The 19,083-nt window shown below is 61.6% G+C and carries 15 protein-coding genes; 6 read left to right on the plus strand and 9 right to left on the minus strand.

Features of this window, described 5'->3' with window-relative positions; all coding sequences use genetic code 11:
• Positions 1-7: 7 nt before the first annotated feature.
• The gene (locus EU811_RS15295) at positions 8-1,360 is read right to left on the minus strand and encodes an acetyl-CoA C-acetyltransferase (protein ID WP_142939192.1); all 1,353 of its coding nucleotides are present in this window, start codon (positions 1,358-1,360) and stop codon (positions 8-10) included.
• On the opposite strand from EU811_RS15295, the gene EU811_RS15300 reads away from it, so the two are divergent.
• Both EU811_RS15300 and EU811_RS15305 read left to right on the plus strand, forming a co-directional pair.
• Positions 1,359-2,147, plus strand: a complete 789-nt coding sequence (locus EU811_RS15300; RefSeq protein WP_142939193.1) for a TetR/AcrR family transcriptional regulator — start codon at positions 1,359-1,361, stop codon at positions 2,145-2,147. The genes EU811_RS15295 and EU811_RS15300 overlap by 2 nt on opposite strands.
• Before the next feature lie 46 nt (positions 2,148-2,193).
• Positions 2,194-4,293: an acyl-CoA dehydrogenase family protein gene (locus EU811_RS15305; RefSeq protein WP_142939194.1), complete on the plus strand. Its 2,100-nt coding sequence runs from the start codon at positions 2,194-2,196 to the stop codon at positions 4,291-4,293.
• A gap of 91 nt (positions 4,294-4,384) precedes the next feature.
• Here EU811_RS15305 and glgA read toward each other — a convergent pair whose 3' ends face one another.
• On the minus strand, positions 4,385-5,581 hold the full coding sequence (gene glgA, locus EU811_RS15310) for a glycogen synthase (protein WP_142939195.1): 1,197 nt from the start codon (positions 5,579-5,581) through the stop codon (positions 4,385-4,387).
• 93 nt (positions 5,582-5,674) lie between these two features.
• Between glgA and glgC the strand changes: the two genes are divergently transcribed.
• Together glgC and EU811_RS15320 are read left to right on the plus strand one after the other, a co-directional pair.
• Positions 5,675-7,087 (plus strand): glucose-1-phosphate adenylyltransferase, encoded by a 1,413-nt coding sequence (gene glgC, locus EU811_RS15315; protein ID WP_187697213.1) that lies wholly within the window; start codon positions 5,675-5,677, stop codon positions 7,085-7,087.
• Between the two features lie 73 nt (positions 7,088-7,160).
• The gene (locus tag EU811_RS15320; protein WP_142939197.1) at positions 7,161-8,612 is read left to right on the plus strand and encodes an SDR family NAD(P)-dependent oxidoreductase; all 1,452 of its coding nucleotides are present in this window, start codon (positions 7,161-7,163) and stop codon (positions 8,610-8,612) included.
• 72 nt (positions 8,613-8,684) lie between these two features.
• Here the strand turns inward: EU811_RS15320 and EU811_RS15325 are convergent, their stop codons facing one another.
• From EU811_RS15325 to EU811_RS15335, 3 genes are read right to left on the minus strand one after another with little or no spacing between them, the layout of a single operon-like run.
• Positions 8,685-9,536 carry a transglutaminase family protein gene (locus tag EU811_RS15325; RefSeq protein WP_142939198.1) on the minus strand — a complete coding sequence of 284 codons (852 nt, stop codon included), beginning with the start codon at positions 9,534-9,536 and terminating at the stop codon, positions 8,685-8,687.
• Entirely contained in the window at positions 9,533-10,459 is a 927-nt protein-coding gene (locus EU811_RS15330; protein WP_142939199.1) for an alpha-E domain-containing protein, read from the minus strand. The genes EU811_RS15325 and EU811_RS15330 overlap by 4 nt, the downstream gene beginning before the upstream one ends.
• A 55-nt stretch (positions 10,460-10,514) precedes the next feature.
• Positions 10,515-12,071, minus strand: coding sequence for a circularly permuted type 2 ATP-grasp protein (locus tag EU811_RS15335; RefSeq protein ID WP_142939200.1), 1,557 nt, complete (start codon positions 12,069-12,071; stop codon positions 10,515-10,517).
• A gap of 110 nt (positions 12,072-12,181) precedes the next feature.
• Here EU811_RS15335 and EU811_RS15340 point away from each other — a divergent pair, with 110 nt between their 5' ends.
• Positions 12,182-13,231: a YeiH family protein gene (locus EU811_RS15340; RefSeq protein WP_142939201.1), complete on the plus strand. Its 1,050-nt coding sequence runs from the start codon at positions 12,182-12,184 to the stop codon at positions 13,229-13,231.
• Between the two features lie 4 nt (positions 13,232-13,235).
• Complete coding sequence (gene pepN / locus EU811_RS15345) at positions 13,236-15,839, plus strand: aminopeptidase N (RefSeq protein ID WP_142939202.1); 2,604 nt, start codon at positions 13,236-13,238, stop codon at positions 15,837-15,839.
• Between the two features lie 55 nt (positions 15,840-15,894).
• On the opposite strand, the gene EU811_RS15350 is transcribed toward pepN, so the two are convergent.
• The 4 genes from EU811_RS15350 to EU811_RS15365 form a co-directional block, all read right to left on the minus strand.
• Positions 15,895-17,004, minus strand: a complete 1,110-nt coding sequence (locus EU811_RS15350; protein WP_446698054.1) for a lipoate--protein ligase family protein — start codon at positions 17,002-17,004, stop codon at positions 15,895-15,897.
• Positions 17,005-17,080: 76 nt separating this feature from the next.
• Positions 17,081-17,338 carry a type B 50S ribosomal protein L31 gene (locus EU811_RS15355; protein ID WP_142939204.1) on the minus strand — a complete coding sequence of 86 codons (258 nt, stop codon included), beginning with the start codon at positions 17,336-17,338 and terminating at the stop codon, positions 17,081-17,083.
• A 141-nt stretch (positions 17,339-17,479) separates the two neighbouring features.
• Complete coding sequence (locus EU811_RS15360) at positions 17,480-18,289, minus strand: TrmH family RNA methyltransferase (protein ID WP_142939205.1); 810 nt, start codon at positions 18,287-18,289, stop codon at positions 17,480-17,482.
• A 7-nt stretch (positions 18,290-18,296) separates the two neighbouring features.
• Positions 18,297-19,082 carry a sulfite exporter TauE/SafE family protein gene (locus tag EU811_RS15365; RefSeq protein ID WP_142939206.1) on the minus strand — a complete coding sequence of 262 codons (786 nt, stop codon included), beginning with the start codon at positions 19,080-19,082 and terminating at the stop codon, positions 18,297-18,299.
• Position 19,083: the final 1 nt, after the last annotated feature.

Here is a 19,083-nt window from a genome sequence, read left to right on the forward strand (position 1 = left end):
CTCCCCCTTAAGCTGCTTCCAGAATCGCAACGACACCCTGACCGCCGGCGGCGCACACGGAAATGAGGCCACGGGCAGGGCGGCCGTCTACGCTGCCCTTCTCATGCAGCATTTTTGCAAGGGAAGCTACGATCCTGCCACCTGTAGCGGCAAACGGATGGCCCGCAGCTAGCGAGGATCCATTGACGTTGAGCTTGGCACGGTCCACCTTTCCCAGTGCGCCATCCAGGCCCAAACGCGTCCTGCCAAAATCTTCGTCCTCCCACGCGGCAAGGGTGCTGAGCACCGTCCCGGCGAAGGCTTCATGGATTTCGAAGAAATCGATGTCCTCGAAGGTAAGGCCGTGGCGGGCCAGGAGGCGTGGCACAGCGAAGACCGGCGCCATGAGGAGGCCGTCCTTGCCATGGACGAAGTCCACGGCGGCCGCCTCGCCGTCCAGGACCGTAGCGAGCTTGGGCAGGCCGTGGGCGTCCGCCCATTCCCCCGTTGCCAGGAGGACCGTTGATGCGCCGTCTGTCAGGGGTGTGGAGTTGCCAGCGGTCATAGTGGCCTCGGAGCCGAGCGTCTTCCCAAAGACGGGCTTCAGGGTGGAGAGCTTCTCCAAGGTGGTGTCCGCGCGCAGGTTTGAATCCCGGTTCAGGCCGCGGTACGGGGTGATGAGGTCATCAAAGAAGCCCCGCTCGTACGCGGCCGCCAGATTGCGGTGGCTGTTGTAAGCAAGCTCGTCCTGGGCTTCCCTGGTAATTTTCCATTGTGCGGTTGTGAGGGCCTGGTGCTCACCCATGGACAATCCCGTGCGGGGCTCTCCGGTGTTGGGCGCGTCCGGGGCCAGATCCTTGGGCCGGATCCGGCCGATGATCTTTAGTTTCTGCACCGTGGTCTTTGCCCGGTTCAGATCCAACAGGATTTCACGCAATCCTTCACTGACAGCAATCGGGGCATCGGATGCCGAGTCCACCCCACCGGCGATACCTGAATCAATCTGTCCCAACTTGATCTTGTTGGACAGTCCCAGGACTGTCTCCAAACCTGTGGCACAGGCTTGTTGGAGGTCGTATGCGGGGGTTTCCGGAGACAAAGCAGAGCCGAGCACAGCTTCCCGGGTGAGGTTGAAGTCCCTTGAGTGTTTGAGGACCGCCCCGGCTGCTACCTCACCGATGCGTTCGTCCTGGAGCCCGAACCTGGCAATGAGTCCTTCCAAGGCCGCGGTCAGCATGTCTTGATTGGAGGATTTTACGTAGGCGCCGCCGGTGCGGGCGAACGGGATGCGATTGCCGCCTACGATGACCGCCGAACGCGATGCTTGTGGGGTGGTAGCCGGTTCCAAGGGCCCGTTCGTTGTCACGTCTGCTGCAGCCATGCTTGTCTCCTTCGATCAATGCCAGTTACTGATACCCAGCGTACCTGATACGCTGGGTATCGTGAACAGTCGCCACGAAGAATCCGCCGAAGCCGCCGGCTCCCCGCAGCTTGCCGTTGAAGTACCCGGTGCAGTGGACGCAGACGCGGTAGTGGATGGACGTGCAGCCCGGTGGCAGTCCCACCGTGAAGAGCGCCGGCGCGAACTCATCAAAACCGCGCGAAGAGCCGTCCACAGTCTTGGAAGCGATGCCTCCATGGAGGAGATCGCCGGGGCCGCCGGAACATCCAAATCAGTCTTTTACCGCTACTTCGGGGACAAGGCAGGTCTCCAGCAAGCCATGGGTGAAGTAGTGCTGGGGCAAATGCAGCGACGCATGCAGGAGGCCACCCAGCTGGCGCAAACTCCTCGCGAGGGACTCTTTGCCATGGTGTCGGCATATCTGCAGATGGCCGAATCCAGCCCTAACGTCTACGCCTTCATCACCCGGCTTACTCCCGGGGAGGCTTCGGCCCAGGATGCCATCGCGGCCTCGGGCGCCCTGGGCAACTTCTTCGAACAAATCACGGACATGATCGCAACTCCCATGCGGGAGCACCTTGGCGGAGAGAAGGAAGCGGTCATCGTGTACTGGCCCACAGCCGCTATTGGACTCGTGAGGAATGCCGGCGAAATGTGGCTCGGCAGCCCCGCAGGCAGCACCAAACCCGATCAGGCAACCATGGCCGCCCAGATCACGGACTGGCTGTGCCTGGGCATCGCCCCGGAACTTAGAAGCACCACCTGACATCAGCAACGACTCATCAGTTGTCGGAACCAAAGAAGGAAGCAACATGACTGAAGTAGTGGACCGGGCTTCATCCGCCCAGCAACCCTCCGGCCGCGAAGAAGCCACCCCCGGCGCCGAGCCGGTGGTGGACGTAGCCGCCCTCGGAGAGCAGCTCCTTGGAAAATGGGCGCATATCCGCCACGAAGCCCGCAAGGTGGCGGGGAACCCGGTGGTGCAGAAGATCGAAGGCCTGCATCACACCGAGCACCGCGCCCGCGTGTTCGAGCAGCTGAAGTTCCTGGTGGACAACAACACTGTCCATCGCGCGTTCCCCACCCGTCTGGGCGGTTCGGATGACCACGGCGGCAACATCGCCGGCTTCGAAGAGATCGTCACTGCTGATCCGTCCCTACAGATCAAGGCCGGCGTCCAGTGGGGCCTCTTCGGCTCTGCAGTGATGCACCTGGGCACGGTGGAACATCAGGATAAGTGGCTCCCGGGCATCATGAGCCTGGAGATTCCCGGTTGCTTCGCCATGACTGAAACAGGCCACGGCTCGGATGTCGCCAGCATTGCAACCACGGCGACGTATGACGAAGCCAGCCAGGAATTCATTATCAATACCCCCTTCAGGGCGGCGTGGAAGGACTACATCGGCAACGCGGCAAACGACGGCCTTGCCGCAGTGGTCTTTGCCCAGCTGATCACCAAGAACGTCAATCACGGTGTCCACGCTTTCTATGTGGAGCTCCGCGATCCAGCTACCAAAGAATTCCTCCCGGGTATCGGCGGCGAGGACGACGGCATCAAGGGCGGCCTGAACGGCATCGATAACGGCCGGTTGCACTTTACCGAGGTTCGCATACCGCGCACCAACCTCCTGAACCGCTACGGCGATGTAGCTGTGGACGGCACGTACTCCTCCACCATTGAGAGCCCCGGACGCCGCTTCTTCACGATGCTTGGAACGCTGGTCCAGGGCCGCGTTTCCCTTGACGGTGCCGCAGTGGCCGCGAGCAAATTGGCGCTGAAAACGGCCATCCAGTACGCCACCGAGCGTCGACAGTTCAATGCCTCGTCCAGCACCGACGAAGAGGTCCTTTTGGACTACCAGCGGCACCAGCGACGCTTGTTCACCCGGTTGGCAACTACCTACGCGGCCAGCTTTGCCCACGAGCAGCTCCTGCAAAAGTTCGACGACGTCTTTTCCGGCGCCCACGACACCGACGCGGACCGTCAGGACCTGGAGACATTGGCGGCCGCGCTCAAGCCACTCAGTACCTGGCATGCCTTGGACACCCTGCAGGAGTGCCGCGAAGCGTGTGGCGGCGCGGGCTTCCTGATCGAGAACCGATTTGCGTCGCTTCGTGCGGACCTGGACGTTTATGTCACGTTTGAAGGCGATAACACCGTCCTGCTGCAGCTGGTGGCCAAGCGGTTGCTGGCCGACTATGCCAAGGAATTCCGGAGTGCCGACTTTGGCGTCCTGGCCCGCTACGTGGTAGATCAAGCCGCGGGTGTCGCATTGCACCGGACGGGTCTGCGGCAAGTTGCCCAGTTCGTGGCCGATACCGGTTCAGTCCAGAAGGCAGCACTGGCTTTGCGGGACGAGGAAGGTCAGCGAACCCTCCTGGCTGACCGCGTCCAGTCCATGGTTGCAGAAGTCGGTGCTGCACTGAAGGGGGCCAACAAGCTTCCCCAACACCAGGCCGCTGCTCTCTTCAACCAGCACCAGCATGAGCTCATTGAAGCTGCCCAGGCACATGCTGAACTCCTGCAGTGGGAAGCCTTCACCGAGGCCCTCGCGGAGGTCAAGGATGAGGGAACCAAGCGGGTCCTGACCTGGCTCCGGGACCTGTTCGGCTTGTCCCTGATCGAGAAGCATCTGTCCTGGTACCTCATGAACGGAAGGTTGTCGATGCAGCGTGGCCGTACCGTAGGCACGTACATCAACCGCTTGCTGGTGAAGATCCGCCCGCACGCGGTGGACCTTGTGGACGCCTTTGGCTATGGTCCTGAGCACCTGCGTGCCTCCATTGCCACCGGCGCGGAAGCAACCCGGCAGGATGCGGCGCGTGAGCACTTCCGCGAGCAGCGAGCCAACGGCAGTGCTCCTGCGGATGAGAAGACGCTAATGGCACTGAAGGCCTCGAAGAGCCGCTAGCAGCAGGCCGCTTACGAGCGGTGAACAATTGCGGAACTATTGAAAACCACGACGGCGCCGTCGTGGTTTTGCTGTTCTTCAGAGCCGAGGGTTAGCGCAAAACCGACCGGTAGACCTCAAGCGTCGTTTCCGTGATGGACTCCCAGGAGAAGTGCTCTTCAGCGCGGCGCCGTCCTGCGATGCCCATTTCGCGGGCACGGGCGGGATCGGCCACAACCTGGTTCAATGCCGCGGCGAAGTCGCTGACGAACTTTTCCGGGTCCAACGGCGTACCCGTGCCATCGGTTACCTGCTCAAGTTCCACCAGAAGGCCCGTTTCGCCGTGCTGGACAACCTCGGGAATGCCGCCCGTGGCACTGGCCACCACTGCGGCACCGCAGGCCATGGCTTCGAGGTTCACGATGCCAAGGGGCTCGTAGATCGACGGGCAGGCAAAGGCCGTGGCGTGGCTGAGGACCTGGATGAGTTCCCTACGCGGCAACATCCGCTCAATGAGGATGACGCCCTCACGCTTGGCCTGCAGTTCCTCAATGAGGCGTGCGGTTTCGGCAGCGAGCTCGGGAGTGTCCGCAGCGCCGAGGCAGAGCACCAACTGGACGTTGTCAGGCAGGCTTGAAGCGGCTCTGAGCAGGTACGGCACGCCCTTTTGACGTGTATTGCGGCCAACGAAGACCACGCTGGGCTTGGCGGGATCGATGCCCAAGGCCCGGATTGCATCGTCCTCTTCATCACGTTCCCACAGGGAGACATCGATTCCGTTATGGACGACGCGCACCTTGTCCGGGTCCACGTCAGGGTAGCTGCGCAGAATGTCCTGCCGCATGCCATCGGAGACGGCGATGATCGCCGCCGCAGCCTCATAGGCCGTCTTCTCCACCCAGGAAGACAAGGCGTAACCGCCACCCAGCTGTTCGGCCTTCCACGGACGCAGCGGCTCCAGGCTGTGAGCGCTGAGTACGTGCGGAATGCCATGGAGCAGCGAGGCGAGGTGTCCAGCCATGTTGGCGTACCAGGTGTGCGAGTGGACAAGGTCCGCCCCCGCAATATCCGGAACGATCCTCAAGTCGACGCCGAGGGTCTGGATGGCAGCGTTGGCATCGCCGAGGTCTTCGGGTGTGGCGTAGGACGCCACCGAAGCCCCGTGATAGTCGGCGTCACGGGGCGCGCCGAACGCCCGAACATGAAGGTCGACGTGCTTTGCCAGCACCCGGCTGAGCTCGGCAACGTGGACACCGGCACCGCCATAAATTTCCGGAGGGAATTCTTTAGTCACAATGTCTATTCGCACGCTAACCAACGTAGTCGTTCCGGCGTATGTGTTCTAGTGTGAAAGAGTCCGGAAAATCGGACTTTTGGGGGATACGAAGACGTACGGGGAGCTGTGACCATGGCGTTGAAGAAAGTTTTGGCAATCGTATTGGCAGGCGGGGAAGGCAACCGACTCATGCCGCTAACGGCGGATCGGGCCAAACCAGCCGTTCCGTTCGCAGGCGGCTACAGGTTAATTGACTTTGCACTGTCCAATCTCGTTAATTCGGGATATTTGAAAATCGTCGTGCTGACGCAGTACAAATCGCACAGCCTCGACCGGCACATCTCGGAAACCTGGCGCATGTCAACGCAGCTGGGCCGCTATGTGGCATCTGTACCGGCGCAGCAGCGCGTGGGCAAAAGTTGGTTCCTTGGCAGTGCCAATGCAATTTATCAGTCGCTGAACCTCATCCACGATGACGCCCCGGACATCGTGGTAGTGGTCGGCGCTGACCACGTGTACCGCATGGATTTCTCCCAAATGGTGGAGCAACACATTGCCAGCGGCGCCAAAGCCACGGTTGCTGCAGTACGGCAACCGCTGAACATGGCCAACCAGTTCGGCGTGATCGAGGTAGACCAGAACGATCCCCGGAAGATCGCCGCGTTCGTGGAAAAGCCGGCCAGCACCCCCGGGCTGGCAGCCGACCCCACGCAGTTCCTGGCCTCCATGGGCAACTACGTCTTCAACGCAGACGCCCTCGTTGAAGCGCTGCATGTGGACGCGGAACGCCTCGATACCAAGCACGATATGGGTGGCGACATCATTCCTTACTTCGTGGACCAGGGAGAAGCCGGCGTCTATGACTTCACCCTTAACGACATTCCCGGTGCCACCGACCGCGACCGGACCTACTGGCGCGACGTCGGTACCATTGACTCGTTCTACGACGCTCATATGGACCTGATCTCCCCCGTGCCGATCTTCAACCTCTATAACTCCGAGTGGCCGATCTACACGCGCCAGAGCATCTCGCCGCCAGCGAAGTTTGTCCGTGGTGAGAACAACACAGTGGGAACAGCCCTGGATTCCATCGTTGCCAGCGGCGTGGTGGTTTCCGGCGGAATCGTTGAGGGATCCGTCCTCTCCAACGACGCCTATGTGGCTGCCGGTAGCCGGGTTCAGGACTCCGTGCTCATGGATAAGGTCCGTGTGGGCGAGGGCGCCGTCATCAAGAGGGCAATCCTGGACAAAAACGTCAAGGTGCCTGCGGGCGCGGCCATCGGCCTGGACCCCGCCTTGGATAAGGCCCGAGGCTACAAGGTCACCGAATCCGGCATTACCGTGCTGGCAAAGGGTCAGGTTGTCCCCGAGCCCGGTGAAGCCGAACTTGCGTTGTCCGCACAGCATCGGCGTGGGTTGCCGGAAGCGGTCAAAGCGGCCACGCATGACGATCCCGATATCCGCGACTCAGCGGAAAAGGTGGCAGCCGGCATCCAATCACGCGTAGCGGACGCCGCTGGGCAGGGTGCGTCGCATTAGCCCGTAGGCGCACCGCCGGCACCCACAGAACCCGAGGCAGGCCACTGGCTCCCAAGGCTGTAAAATCAGGTCAATGAGCTCCACCGATCTGACGCCTGAAGAGATCCAGGCCTGCCTCAAGGTTCTGACCACGATCCACGTCTACGACGAAGAGCACCCGGACTACGTTGCTGTCCGCCGTGCCACCGGCAAGATGTTCAAAGCCGTCAAACGGCACCGGCGCGTCACCAAGCGCGACTCCATCGCGGAAGCAGACAGGGCTGTCATTGCCCTCACTGCTACCGCCGCCCCGGACCGCATCGACGACGAAACCCGCGGAAACAAGCTGGCCCCTTCCACCACCGGGGAAATTGCAGGGCACCTCATTCGCTCCCGTCCCTGCTACATCTGCAAAAAGCACTACACGCAGGTTGACGCGTTCTACCACCAGCTTTGCCCCGAATGCGCGGCTTTCAGCCACAGTAAGCGCGATGCCCGCACTGATCTCACGGGACGGCGCGCATTGTTGACCGGCGGGCGCGCCAAGATCGGCATGTACATTGCCTTGCGCCTTCTCAGGGACGGCGCCCACACCACCATCACCACCCGCTTTCCCAAAGACGCTGCGCGTCGATTCGCTGCCATGGAAGACAGCGGCGAATGGTTGCACCGGCTCCGGATTGTGGGCATCGATCTCCGTGACCCGGCACAAGTGATGGCTCTGACCGACTCTCTTAATGAAGCCGGCCCGCTGGACATTATCATCAACAATGCAGCTCAGACCGTGCGACGCTCGGGCAATGCGTACAAGCCCTTGGTCGATGCAGAAGACGAGCCCTTGCCGGCGGCGCTTGAAGTTGCCAACGGCGGGCCCGAGCTGGTGACCTTCGGGCACGCACATGACAAGCACCCGCTTGCCCTCGCCAGCAGCGTCACCGAACACCCGGTGCTGGCCGGCGATGCGATCACCTCTCTGGCGCTCTCCACGGGATCAGCATCTCTGGAACGCATTGAATCGGGAACAGCGATCGACGCCGGCGGCCTGGTTCCGGACCTCGCCGCCATCAACAGCTGGACCCAGGTGGTGGACGAGGTGGATCCCTTGGAGATGCTCGAGGTCCAGTTGTGCAACGTTACGGCGCCCTTCTTGCTGGTCAGCCGTCTCAGGGACGCCATGAAACGGTCCACAGCCCACAGGAAGTACATCGTTAACGTCTCTGCCATGGAGGGCCAGTTCTCCCGCGCTTACAAAGGCCCGGGACACCCTCACACCAACATGGCCAAGGCTGCGTTGAACATGATGACCCGGACCAGCGCACAGGAAATGCTGGATTCCGATGGCATCCTCATGACCGCGGTAGATACCGGATGGATCACTGACGAACGGCCGCACTACACGAAGGTCCGGCTCATGGAGGAAGGGTTCCATGCTCCTTTGGACCTGGTGGACGGTGCTGCGCGTGTCTACGATCCCATTGTGATGGGTGAAAAGGGCGAGGACCAGTACGGTGTCTTCCTCAAGGACTACAAGCCGTCTCCTTGGTAGAAAGACGTTAGGTTTGAGTACAGACAAGGCCCTTAAGAGCGACTCTTAAGGGCCTTTTCTGTACATAAACTCCTAGGCGAGGCGGGTAATCTCCACGGATACCGAGAGTCCCGAACCGCCTCCCCCTGACAAGATGCCCTTCAAGGGCGGAACGTCCCGGTAGTCACGGCCGCGTGCCACTGTGACGTGGTAATCCCCTGCAGGCTTGTGGTTGGTGGGGTCCCAACTGCGCCATTCTCCATCCCACCATTCCAGCCAGGCGTGTGATTGGCCGGCTACGGTTTCGCCGATGTCCGCCGAGGACCGGGGGTGGATATAGCCGGAGACGTACCGCGCCGGAATGCCGCTGCAGCGTAAGGCACCGATCGCCAGGTGTGCCAGGTCCTGGCACACGCCCTGGCGTTGGGACCATGCCTGTTCGGCATTCGTGGTGACGCCGGTAGTGCCCTTCATATACGTCATCTCACCGGCCATCCACGCGAACACTGCGAGAGCGGCCTCATGGGGGTTCTTTCCCCGCACAACGTCGGGAATGATCCCCAGGACTTCCTCGCCTGGCCCGCTAAGACGGGACTGAGGCAGCCAGTCGCTGAACTCGTCCTGGACCTTCTCCGAGGCTATGACGTCCCATCCCACGATGTCATCCTCGGTTGCCACCCGTTCCGTGCGGTGCACCTCAACAGTGGCTGTAGCGAGGACTTCAAGGCTTTCGTGCGGCATTTGCATATCGAACGCGGTGACACGCGTTCCCCAATAGTCACGGTAGGTGCTGACGGATGCCTGATGGGGTGAAACTTTCAGCGACGCCTCCAGGACCACTTGTTGACCGTCGGTCAGCGGGGTCATGCGGGCCTCGTTATAGGACAAGGTCACGCGTCGGTTGTACTTGTAGGCGGTTTTGTGAACGATGCTCAGCCGGGTCATGAAACTTCTCCCACCCAGGCGTGCTCGTCAGCCTGATTGAAGTACTTACGGGAAATTGCGTCCGACGCTTGCGTCACTGCCTTCTGCACACGTTCCATGTGCTCGGGCAGTTCGGACATGAGATCGTCCGTGCGGTGGAACTCCAGGAAGGTGCGGGCCTGGCCCACGATCCGTCGGGCATCGTTGATGAACCCGACGCGCTGCGCCGAAGGATCCAACTTGGCCAGGCAATCATCGGCATCACGCAAGGCATACACAATCGAGCGCGGGAACAATCGGTCCAGGAGCAGGAACTCTGCCGCGTGCTGGTCCCCGAATGCAGCCCTGCGGGTCCGGATGAACGACTCATACGCTCCCGCACACCGGAGCATGTTGACCCATGACATCCCAGCGGATTGGACATCGCGCGTGGACAACATGCGGGCCGTCATATCGGCGCGTTCCAGTGAGCGGCCGAGCACCATGAACAACCAGCTCTCATCGTGGCTGACAGTGGTGTCCGCGAGCCCGCGGACCATGGCGGTGCGCTCCAAAACCCAATTGCAGAAGCGGTAGGTTCCTACAACGTCCTTGCGATGCTGATTGAGGCCGTAATAAGTGGTGTTGAGGCTTTCCCAAAGGGACTGTGAGACAGTCTCGCGGGCCCGGCGTGCATTCTCACGGGCTGCGCCCAAAGAACCCGCTATGGAGGATGCGCTGTGCTTGTCATAGGCCAGCGCATGGAGGAGCTCGGGGAGGCCGAACTCTTCCCCTTGCGGCTTGGCACCCATCACGGCAAGGAGCTCCCGCGCGACGCTTCTCTGTTCCTCAAGGGGCAGGTGGTTCAAACGCTCAAGGTGTACATCCAAAATCCTGGAAGTACCGTCGGCACGCTCAACATAGCGTCCGATCCAGAAGAGTGACTCAGCAATGCGGCTCAGCATGGAACTGCCTCCTTCGCGTGGTGCAGATCGAAGTTCAAGTGTTGGTGGAGCGCGTTCACTGCTGCTGCTCCGTTTGGCGGTCCCGCCAATTGCTTTCCACCGGCCACACGGATACCTGCTCACGTATGGTGACGGATTGGCGGGGAATAATCTCGGCCGGCAACTGCGGCGAGTCAGCCAAAACCCAGGTGTCTTTGGAACCGCCACCCTGGCTGGAGTTCACTATCAAAGAGCCTTCTTTGAGCGCCACCCGGGTGAGGCCTCCGGGCAGGACCCAGACGTCGTCGCCGTCGTTGACTGCGAAAGGACGCAGGTCCACATGCCGCGGCCCGAACTTGTCGCCGGAGAGCGTCGGTACTGTGGAGAGCTGCAGGACAGGCTGGGCGATCCAACCGCGGGGATCGGCAATGACGCGCTTGCGCAAAGCGTCAAGCTCGTCCTTCGTTGCATCCGGTCCGATGACCAGGCCTTTACCACCGGAACCGTCCACAGGTTTGACCACCAGTTCGTCGAGGCGGTCCAGAACATGCTCCCTGGCTTCCTTTTCCTCAAGCCGGAAAGTGTCAACGTTGGCGATGATCGGCTCTTCGTGAAGGTAGTACCGGATCAAGTCAGGGACGTAACTGTACACGAGCTTGTCGTCCGCCACCCCGTTGCCTACAGCGTTGGCAATAGTCACCCCTCCGGCCCGTGCGGCGTTGACCAGGCCCGGGCAACCGAGCATTGAATCCGAGCGGAACTGCAACGGGTCCAGGAAGTCGTCATCGATGCGCTTATAGATCACGTCCACGCGCTGCTCACCGGCTGTGGTGCGCATGTAGACACGGTTGCCGCGGCAAATGAGGTCCCTGCCTTCAACGAGCTCGACGCCCATGAGCCCTGCAAGGAGGGTGTGCTCGAAGTAGGCGCTGTTGAAGACGCCCGGTGTCAGGACAACCACGGTGGGGTCGTCCACGCCTGCGGGAGCGGTCTTGCGCAGTGCGGAGAGGAGCCGCCTGGGGTACTCCTCCACAGGCCTGATGTGCTGTTGGCCGAAAGCCTCGGGCAAACCCTTGGCCATGGCGCGCCGGTTCTCCAAGACATAGCTGACGCCCGAAGGTACGCGGACGTTGTCTTCAAGGACGCGGAAAGTTCCGGCAGCATCCCTCACGACGTCGATCCCTGAGACATGGACCCGGACGCCACCTGACGGTTCGAAGCCGTGCACCGCGCGGTGAAAGTGCGCGCTGGTGGTCACCAGCTGCCGGGGAATCACGCCGTCGGTGACAACGGCCATTCGTCCGTAAACGTCATTGAGGAAGGCCTCAAGTGCCTTGACGCGTTGGGCTACGCCTCTCTCCAGCACATCCCACTCATCGGCGGGAATGACGCGCGGGACAATATCCAGGGGAAACGGCCGCTCCTCCCCCGCGTAGTCGAATGTCACGCCACGGTCCAGGAAGGTGCGCGCCATGGAGTCGGCACGGGCGGTGACATCGGCCAGGGAAAGCTCGCGGAGAGCCCCGGAAACCTGACCGTAGGATCTTCTGGCAACGTGGCCTTGGGCAAACATCTCGTCATAGGCGCCAGTGCGGGAAGCAGCCTCGGAGTAATCCTGGAATAGGTCAGACATGGGATTCAGGTAATCACCTTTTTGAGTCGAGCGCATTTCGCGCTGGTTGTGTCGCCGTTTCCGGGTGCTCCCGGTTCGCCTTCCGTGCCCCCATCCGGCAGGGTTGAGGCATGCCCTTCAACAGTCCCGCGCCCCGCTTGTCCCGGCTGGGGCCAGGCTTGGTCCTGAGCATCGCCGCCACGGGTCTTGCCTTCGCGATCCACAGCGTCTTTCCGGCTGTCCCGGCGATGACGCTAGCCGTTGCCTTGGGACTGCTTTCAGCAAATATACCGGGCACGGCTATCCTGGCCGCGGGGCGCGCCCGGCCAGGCCTGGACTTCGCGGGAAAGCACCTTATGCGTGCCGGAATTGTGCTCTTGGGCCTCAAGGTCAGCATCGGCGACGTCATCGGCCTGGGGTGGCTGTCGTTGCTGCTGATCGCCGGGGTTGTCCTGGTGAGCTTTGCGGGAACCTATGGGCTGGCGCGTCTGCTGCGTCTGCCCGGGGAAGCTGCCCTGCTCATTGCCACCGGCTTCTCCATCTGCGGCGCATCCGCGATCGGCGCCATGGCAGCTGTGCGACGCATCAAACATCAAGACACGGTGCTCCCCGTGGCACTGGTAACCCTCTGCGGTACCCTCGCCATCGGTGTTTTGCCGCTGCTCATGCACCCCTTGGGCCTGAACCCTGAACAGTTCGGAGCGTGGACAGGCGCCTCGGTGCATGACGTCGGCCAAGTAGTTGCCACTGCGCAAACTGCAGGTACATCGGCGCTGGCGATCGCCGTCGTCGTCAAATTGACGCGTGTGGTCCTACTGGCCCCGGTTGCGGCTGCCGCCGGGGTGCACCAACGAATCATCCATGTAAGGAAGCGTGCCAGCAGCACAAGCGATGGGGCTGGTGGTATCGACGGGCGGTTCCCGCCGATTGTTCCTCTGTTTGTGGTCGGGTTCCTCGCCACGGTGGCACTGCGCTCACTGGGCTGGGTGCCGCAGACCGGTCTGGAAATGGCGGCCGCTGTCCAGGACATCCTCCTGGCGACTGCCCTGTTCGGGCTGGGTTCGGCGGTGCGTGTACGCACCCTGATTCATACGGGAGGGCGCGCCGTTCTGGTGGCGCTGGGCTCTTGGCTGCTCATCGCATCGCTGGGCCTGGGGGCCGCGTGGATCATGATTAGATAGCTGTGTGTCGAATCACAATCTCTCGCGCGATGAAGCCGCAACCCGTTCAGCCCTGATCACCACCCACAGCTACGACGTCACCCTCGATGTCCGCGACGCGGCAGATCCCGCCGTCGCCGGTTACCCGAGCATCAGCACGGTCACTTTCTCAGCCGAACCCGGCTCCGCCACCTTCATGGATTTCATCAGCGGCGGCATCGAGTCCGTAGTGCTGAACGGCCTGACGCTTGACCTGCGGTCAGTGGTGGACCGCCACAGGATCATCCTGGAAGGCCTCGCTGCCGAGAATACCGTGACGGTGACAGGGACGGCGCTGTACAGCCGCTCAGGCGAGGGAATGCACCGCTTCGTGGATCCTGCGGATGGCCAGTGCTACCTCTACACGCAGTACGAACCGGCGGACAGTCGCCGCGTGTTCGCCAATTTCGAACAACCGGACCTCAAAGCCGAGTTCACCTTCCACGTGATCGCTCCAATCGGCTGGGAAGTCGCATCCAACGGAGTTGAGGTGGCCCGCACGCCGGTTCAGGGCCAGCCGACTGCCGCGCGGTGGGATTTTGCCGCTACCAAGCGAATGTCCACCTACATCACCACGGTCCTTGCCGGCCCCTACTTCAAGGCCACGGACCACTGGGGAACAACGCTCGACGACGGCACTCGCCTGGACGTGCCACTGGCACTTTACTGCCGGGCTTCGTTGGCCGACTCCTTCGATGCCGATCACCTGTTCGGGTTGACCAAGAACGGTCTGGCCTTCTTCAACGACCTTTTCGCCTACCCCTACCCTTGGGGCAAGTACGATCAAGCGTTCGTGCCCGAATACAACCTCGGCGCCATGGAAAACCCCGGGCTCGTGACATTCACTGAAAAATACGTGTACGCCTCACGGGCCACCGACGCCCAGTACCAGGCCCGCGCCAATACCCTCATGCATGAGATGGCCCACATGTGGTTCGGAGACCTGGTGACTATGAGTTGGTGGGATGACCTCTGGCTCAAAGAGTCGTTCGCCGACTACATGGGGACACTGGGGGTGGACCGTGCCACGGATTGGGACACGGCATGGGTGAACTTCGCCAGCAAGCGCAAAGCCTGGGCCTATGTGCAGGACCAATTGCCCACCACGCACCCGATCGTGGCGGATATTCCGGACCTTGAAGCCGCCAAACAGAACTTTGACGGGATCACCTATGCCAAGGGTGCGTCGGTGTTGAAGCAGCTGGTTGCCTATGTTGGCTTTGATGCCTTCATTGCAGGATCCCGTCAGTACTTCAGGGATCACGCCTTCGGGAACACTTCCCTCCAGGATCTCCTGGCGGCCCTCAGCGCGGCCTCGGGACGGGATCTGGCCGGATGGGCCCGGCAGTGGCTGCAGACATCCGGCATCTCCACTATTTCGGCCGAGATTGTGGAAGACGACGGGATACTCGGTGCGGTAACGCTCCGGCAGGACGCCATCGATCCCCTCACCGGTCACCAGGAACTCCGTCCGCACCGTATGCGGCTGGGCCTGTATGACGCCGACTCAACGGGTGCCTTGGTAAGGACCGAAAGCATCGACGTAGACGTTGCAGGACCCAGCTCACTGGTGACGGAATTGCAGGGAAGGCGCCGGCCAGCGCTGCTCCTGGTCAACGATGACGACCTCAGTTACGTCAAGGTCCGGCTGGACAGCCGATCCGAACACACGGTAAGGACATCACTGAACAGGATTTCGGATCCCATGGCACGTGCTCTTTGCTGGACTGCGCTCTGGGATTCAGCCAGGGATGGCGTCACCCCCGCGGCCAGCTACGTGTCCGCCGTCGAGCAGTTCGCGCCCTCGGAAACGGGCATAGGAGTCCTGCTCAACGTGCTGGGCAACGCTGCCAGTGCTACCGAGCGTTATGTCTCCGCGGCTACGCGCGAGGGCGTACGGAAGGATTTTCTGGGCGTAGCTGCTGAGCAGTTGATGGCTGCTGTTGCAGGCTCTGACCAGCAACTTGCCTGGGCCAAGACCGTGGCCGACGTTTCCAGGCACGGTGCCAGCCAGCTCCCCTTGGTGCGGGGAATCCTGGAAGGGAGCGCCGTGGTGGAAGGCCTGGCCGTGGACGCTGAACTGCGCTGGAGCCTGTGGCAGGCGTTGGCCGCCCATGGGCAGGCGACCCTCGCTGAGCTGGACCGGGAGCTTGACGCTGATACCACAGCATCGGGCAAGGAGGGCTACGCTCTGGCCTCGGCCGCCCGTCCAGAGGCCTCAGTTAAGGCCGCAGCCTGGGATTCCATCGTCAACAGCGCCGGTCTTTCCAACGAGATCCTCAGCGCCACCATAGCGGGGTTCGTCACTGCTCCCGGAGAGCTTCTTGAACGCTACATCGAGCCCTACTTCGAGTGCCTTGAACGAGTGTGGTCCGAACGGAGTATTGAAATCGCGGGCCGGATTGTCCGTGGACTCTTTCCCGGAGCCCAAAATCTCACCGAAGGCATGCGGCCTGCCGAGCATCCGGTCCTCATCCGGGCGGACCAGTGGTTGCATGACCACCCTGAGGCGCCCCGTGCCCTGCGCCGCATCCTCATCGAACAACGGAGCCACCTGTTGCGGGCGCTGACCGCCCAAGCGGCAGGCTGAACGACGGGAAAGGTTGACAGCAGGATAGGTACACCGGAAATGACCCGGGGAACGCCTAGGGAACCCGGTTCAGCCATTCCTCAGTGCCAAACTTCTCATTCACACGCTGCCTGGCTTCGTCGAGCTCACTATCGGTGAGCCGTGATTCAACGGCACCGTAGCGTTTGATGAAGACATCCTTCATGGCCTCAATGATTGCCGACCGTGCAAGACCTGTCTGGCGACGCAGGGGGTCCACGCGCTTCTTGGCGCTCCGGGTTCCTTTGTCCGAGAGCTTTTCCTTGCCGATGCGCAAGACCTCCACCATCTTGTCGGCGTCGATGTCGTAGCTCATGGTGACGTGATGGAGCATGCCGCCGTTAGCGAGCCTTTTCTGTGCGGCACCACCGATCTTGCCTTGATCGGTGGCGATGTCATTCAAGGGCACGTAGAAGGCAGTAATGCCCAGTTTCTCCAAGGCTGCCATGACCCAGGCATCGAGGAATGCGTAGGAGTCAGCAAAGCTGATGCCGTCCACCAGCGTCTGCGGCAGGTACAGCGAATAGGTGATGCAGTTTCCGGCCTCCATGAACATGGCACCTCCACCACTGATGCGACGCACCACGGAGATACCATGCCGCATGACCCCGTCCGGATCCACCTCGTTCCGCACCGACTGGAAGCTGCCGATCACCACGGATGGTTCTTCCCAGTCCCAGAACCGCAACGTGGGATTGCGTCGACCGGCTCCCACCTCTGCCGTGAGTACCTCATCCAGCGCGACGTTCACCTGAGTGGGCAGGACTGACGGCGGGATGACTTCCCACTGGTGGTCCGCCCAGCCTGTGGCCTTGGACAGTGCGCGACGGACTGCTACCGCCACCGCTTCGGCGGAGAAACCGAACATGACGGTGTTTTCGGGGAGGCCGCCCGTGACGGCCGCGGCGATGTCCGCCGCTGTTGAGTCTTCAGGAAGTCCGGTCAGCGCGCGGTTGATGTCCTCAAGGGCTTCATCGGGCTCCAGGAAAAAATCGCCGCTCAGCGAAACATTGGTAAACCGTCCATCAACCACCACCAGGTCAACAACTACGAGTTTGCCGCCCGGTACTTTGTATTCGCCGTGGAGGCGCGTGCCGTCGTCATGGGTGGGCTGTTCGTGGGCCGGGTGGGAAGTCATGGTTTCCATCTTGCCGGAAAACGCAAAAGCCCGCATTGCCGGAAGTCCAGCAATGCGGGCCTTGAAAGCCTTGGGGTGAAGTGGGTTACTTCGAGCCGCCGAAGCCCTTGAAACGAGCGTTGAAGCGCTCGACGCGGCCAGCGGAGTCCATGATGCGCTGCTTGCCCGTGTAGAACGGGTGGGACTCCGAAGAGATTTCGACGTCGATAACCGGGTAGGTGTTTCCGTCTTCCCACTCGATGGTCTTCGAGGAAGACACGGTGGACTTGGTCAGGAACTGAGTACCGGAGGCCAGGTCGTTAAAGACAACAGCTTCGTACTTCGGGTGGATATCAGACTTCATAATGGGACCTTTTGTTCACGCAACTGGATTTTGCCAGCTGCCAGGTATGAATGGAGGTGGTCCGTGGCTGCAATGCGAACATTCCAGCGGGCGGGCCAACAACCAATCATAGCGGAAACGCCCATGCCAGACGAACCGGACTCAGTGCTGCGGACGAAGCTCCCAGAACGCCACTGCCGAGGCGGCTGCTACATTGAGTGAGTCCACACCTGCGCGCATGGGAATCTTCACGGTGAGGTCGACGGCGGCCAGCGTCTCCTCACTCATGCCGGCACCTTCGGTCCCCAGCACCAAGGCCAGTTTCGGGTAGTTTCTGGCGGCGAGTTCGTCCAGGGTCAACGCATCATCGGTCAGCTCCATGGCGGCCACCGTGAAGCCTTGCTCCTGCAGGCCTGCCAAGCTCTCAGGCCAGCTTTCCAAGCGCGCCCACGGTACTTGGAAGACCGTTCCCATGCTGACCCGAACGCTGCGCCTGTATAAGGGGTCCCCGCACCTGGGTGATACCAGCACGGCGTCCACACCCAGCGCCGCAGCTGAGCGGAAGATGGCGCCAACGTTGGTGTGGTCCACGATGTCCTCCAGCACAGCCACGCGTTGGGCGTTGCTAAGGAGCTGCGCCAGCGGAACGGGGGCTGGCCGGTGCATTGCAGCCATCGCTCCGCGGTGCAGGTGGAAGCCGGTGATCTCTTCCAATAGTGCAGCTTTGCCAATGAAAACCGGAACGTCGGGATACGCCTGGAAAACATCGTCCAGGTCCTCAAGCCACTTCTCCGCCAGGAAAAAGGAGCGTGGCTGATGGCCTGCGGCCAGTGCCCTGCGGAGGACCTTGGAGGATTCGGCGATGTACATGCCTTCCTGGGGCTCCCGGAGCTTCCGAAGATGAACATCGGTCAGCGTTGTGTAGTCGCTGACGCGGGGATCCTCGGCCGACTCAAGGTAGTGGAACGTCAAGGTGCGGTCACTTCAGCAGGTTGGCGATCATGAAGCCCAGTGCCACGATGCCGAGGACGAAGATCACGGCCCGCAGGACCTTCGGGGACAGCTTTCGGCCTACCTTTGAACCGATCAAGCCGCCAATGGTGGAGCTTACGGCGATGATGAGGACGAACAACCACTCAATACGGTCGAACGCAAAAATCAGGTAGGAAACGGCGGCAACCATGTTGACGCCCAGCACCAGGATGTTCTTCATGGCATTCGCGTTTTGCATGGTGCCTGAGAGGAAGACCCCCAGAATCCCCACCAGCAAGATTCCCTGTGCTGCCACGAAGTAACCTCCGTATACGCCCGCCAGGTACACGAGGACCACTAAAAGGACGTCGTGATTTCGATCGCGGATGGCATGCTCGGGGTTTTGTTCCCTGTTCTTCACCCAGGACTGCAGCTTGGGCTGGAAGACCACCATCAGCAAAGCCAGTATCAGCAGCACTGGGGCTACGTAGTGGAACACCTTCTCCGGAAGGTGGAGCAGCAGCCAGGCACCGGTAATGCCGCCCAGCAACGAGGCCGGCAAGAGTTTCATCAATTGCCGACCGCGGCCGGCGAGTTCGCGCCGGTAGCCCCAAGCGCCGGCGGCGTTCCCCGCCACCAGGCCCATGGCGTTGCTCATGGAGGCAACCACTGGCGCTGTGCCAATGGCGATGAGAACGGGGAATGTAACAAGGGTGCCGGAGCCGACGACGGCATTGATGGTGCCGGCCCACAAGCCCGCGAAAAAGACCAGGATGCTGCTAAGAATCTCCACA

Origin of the sequence: Arthrobacter sp. TS-15 (genome assembly GCF_006964045.1) — a bacterium.
In the GTDB taxonomy this organism is placed as follows: domain Bacteria; phylum Actinomycetota; class Actinomycetes; order Actinomycetales; family Micrococcaceae; genus Arthrobacter.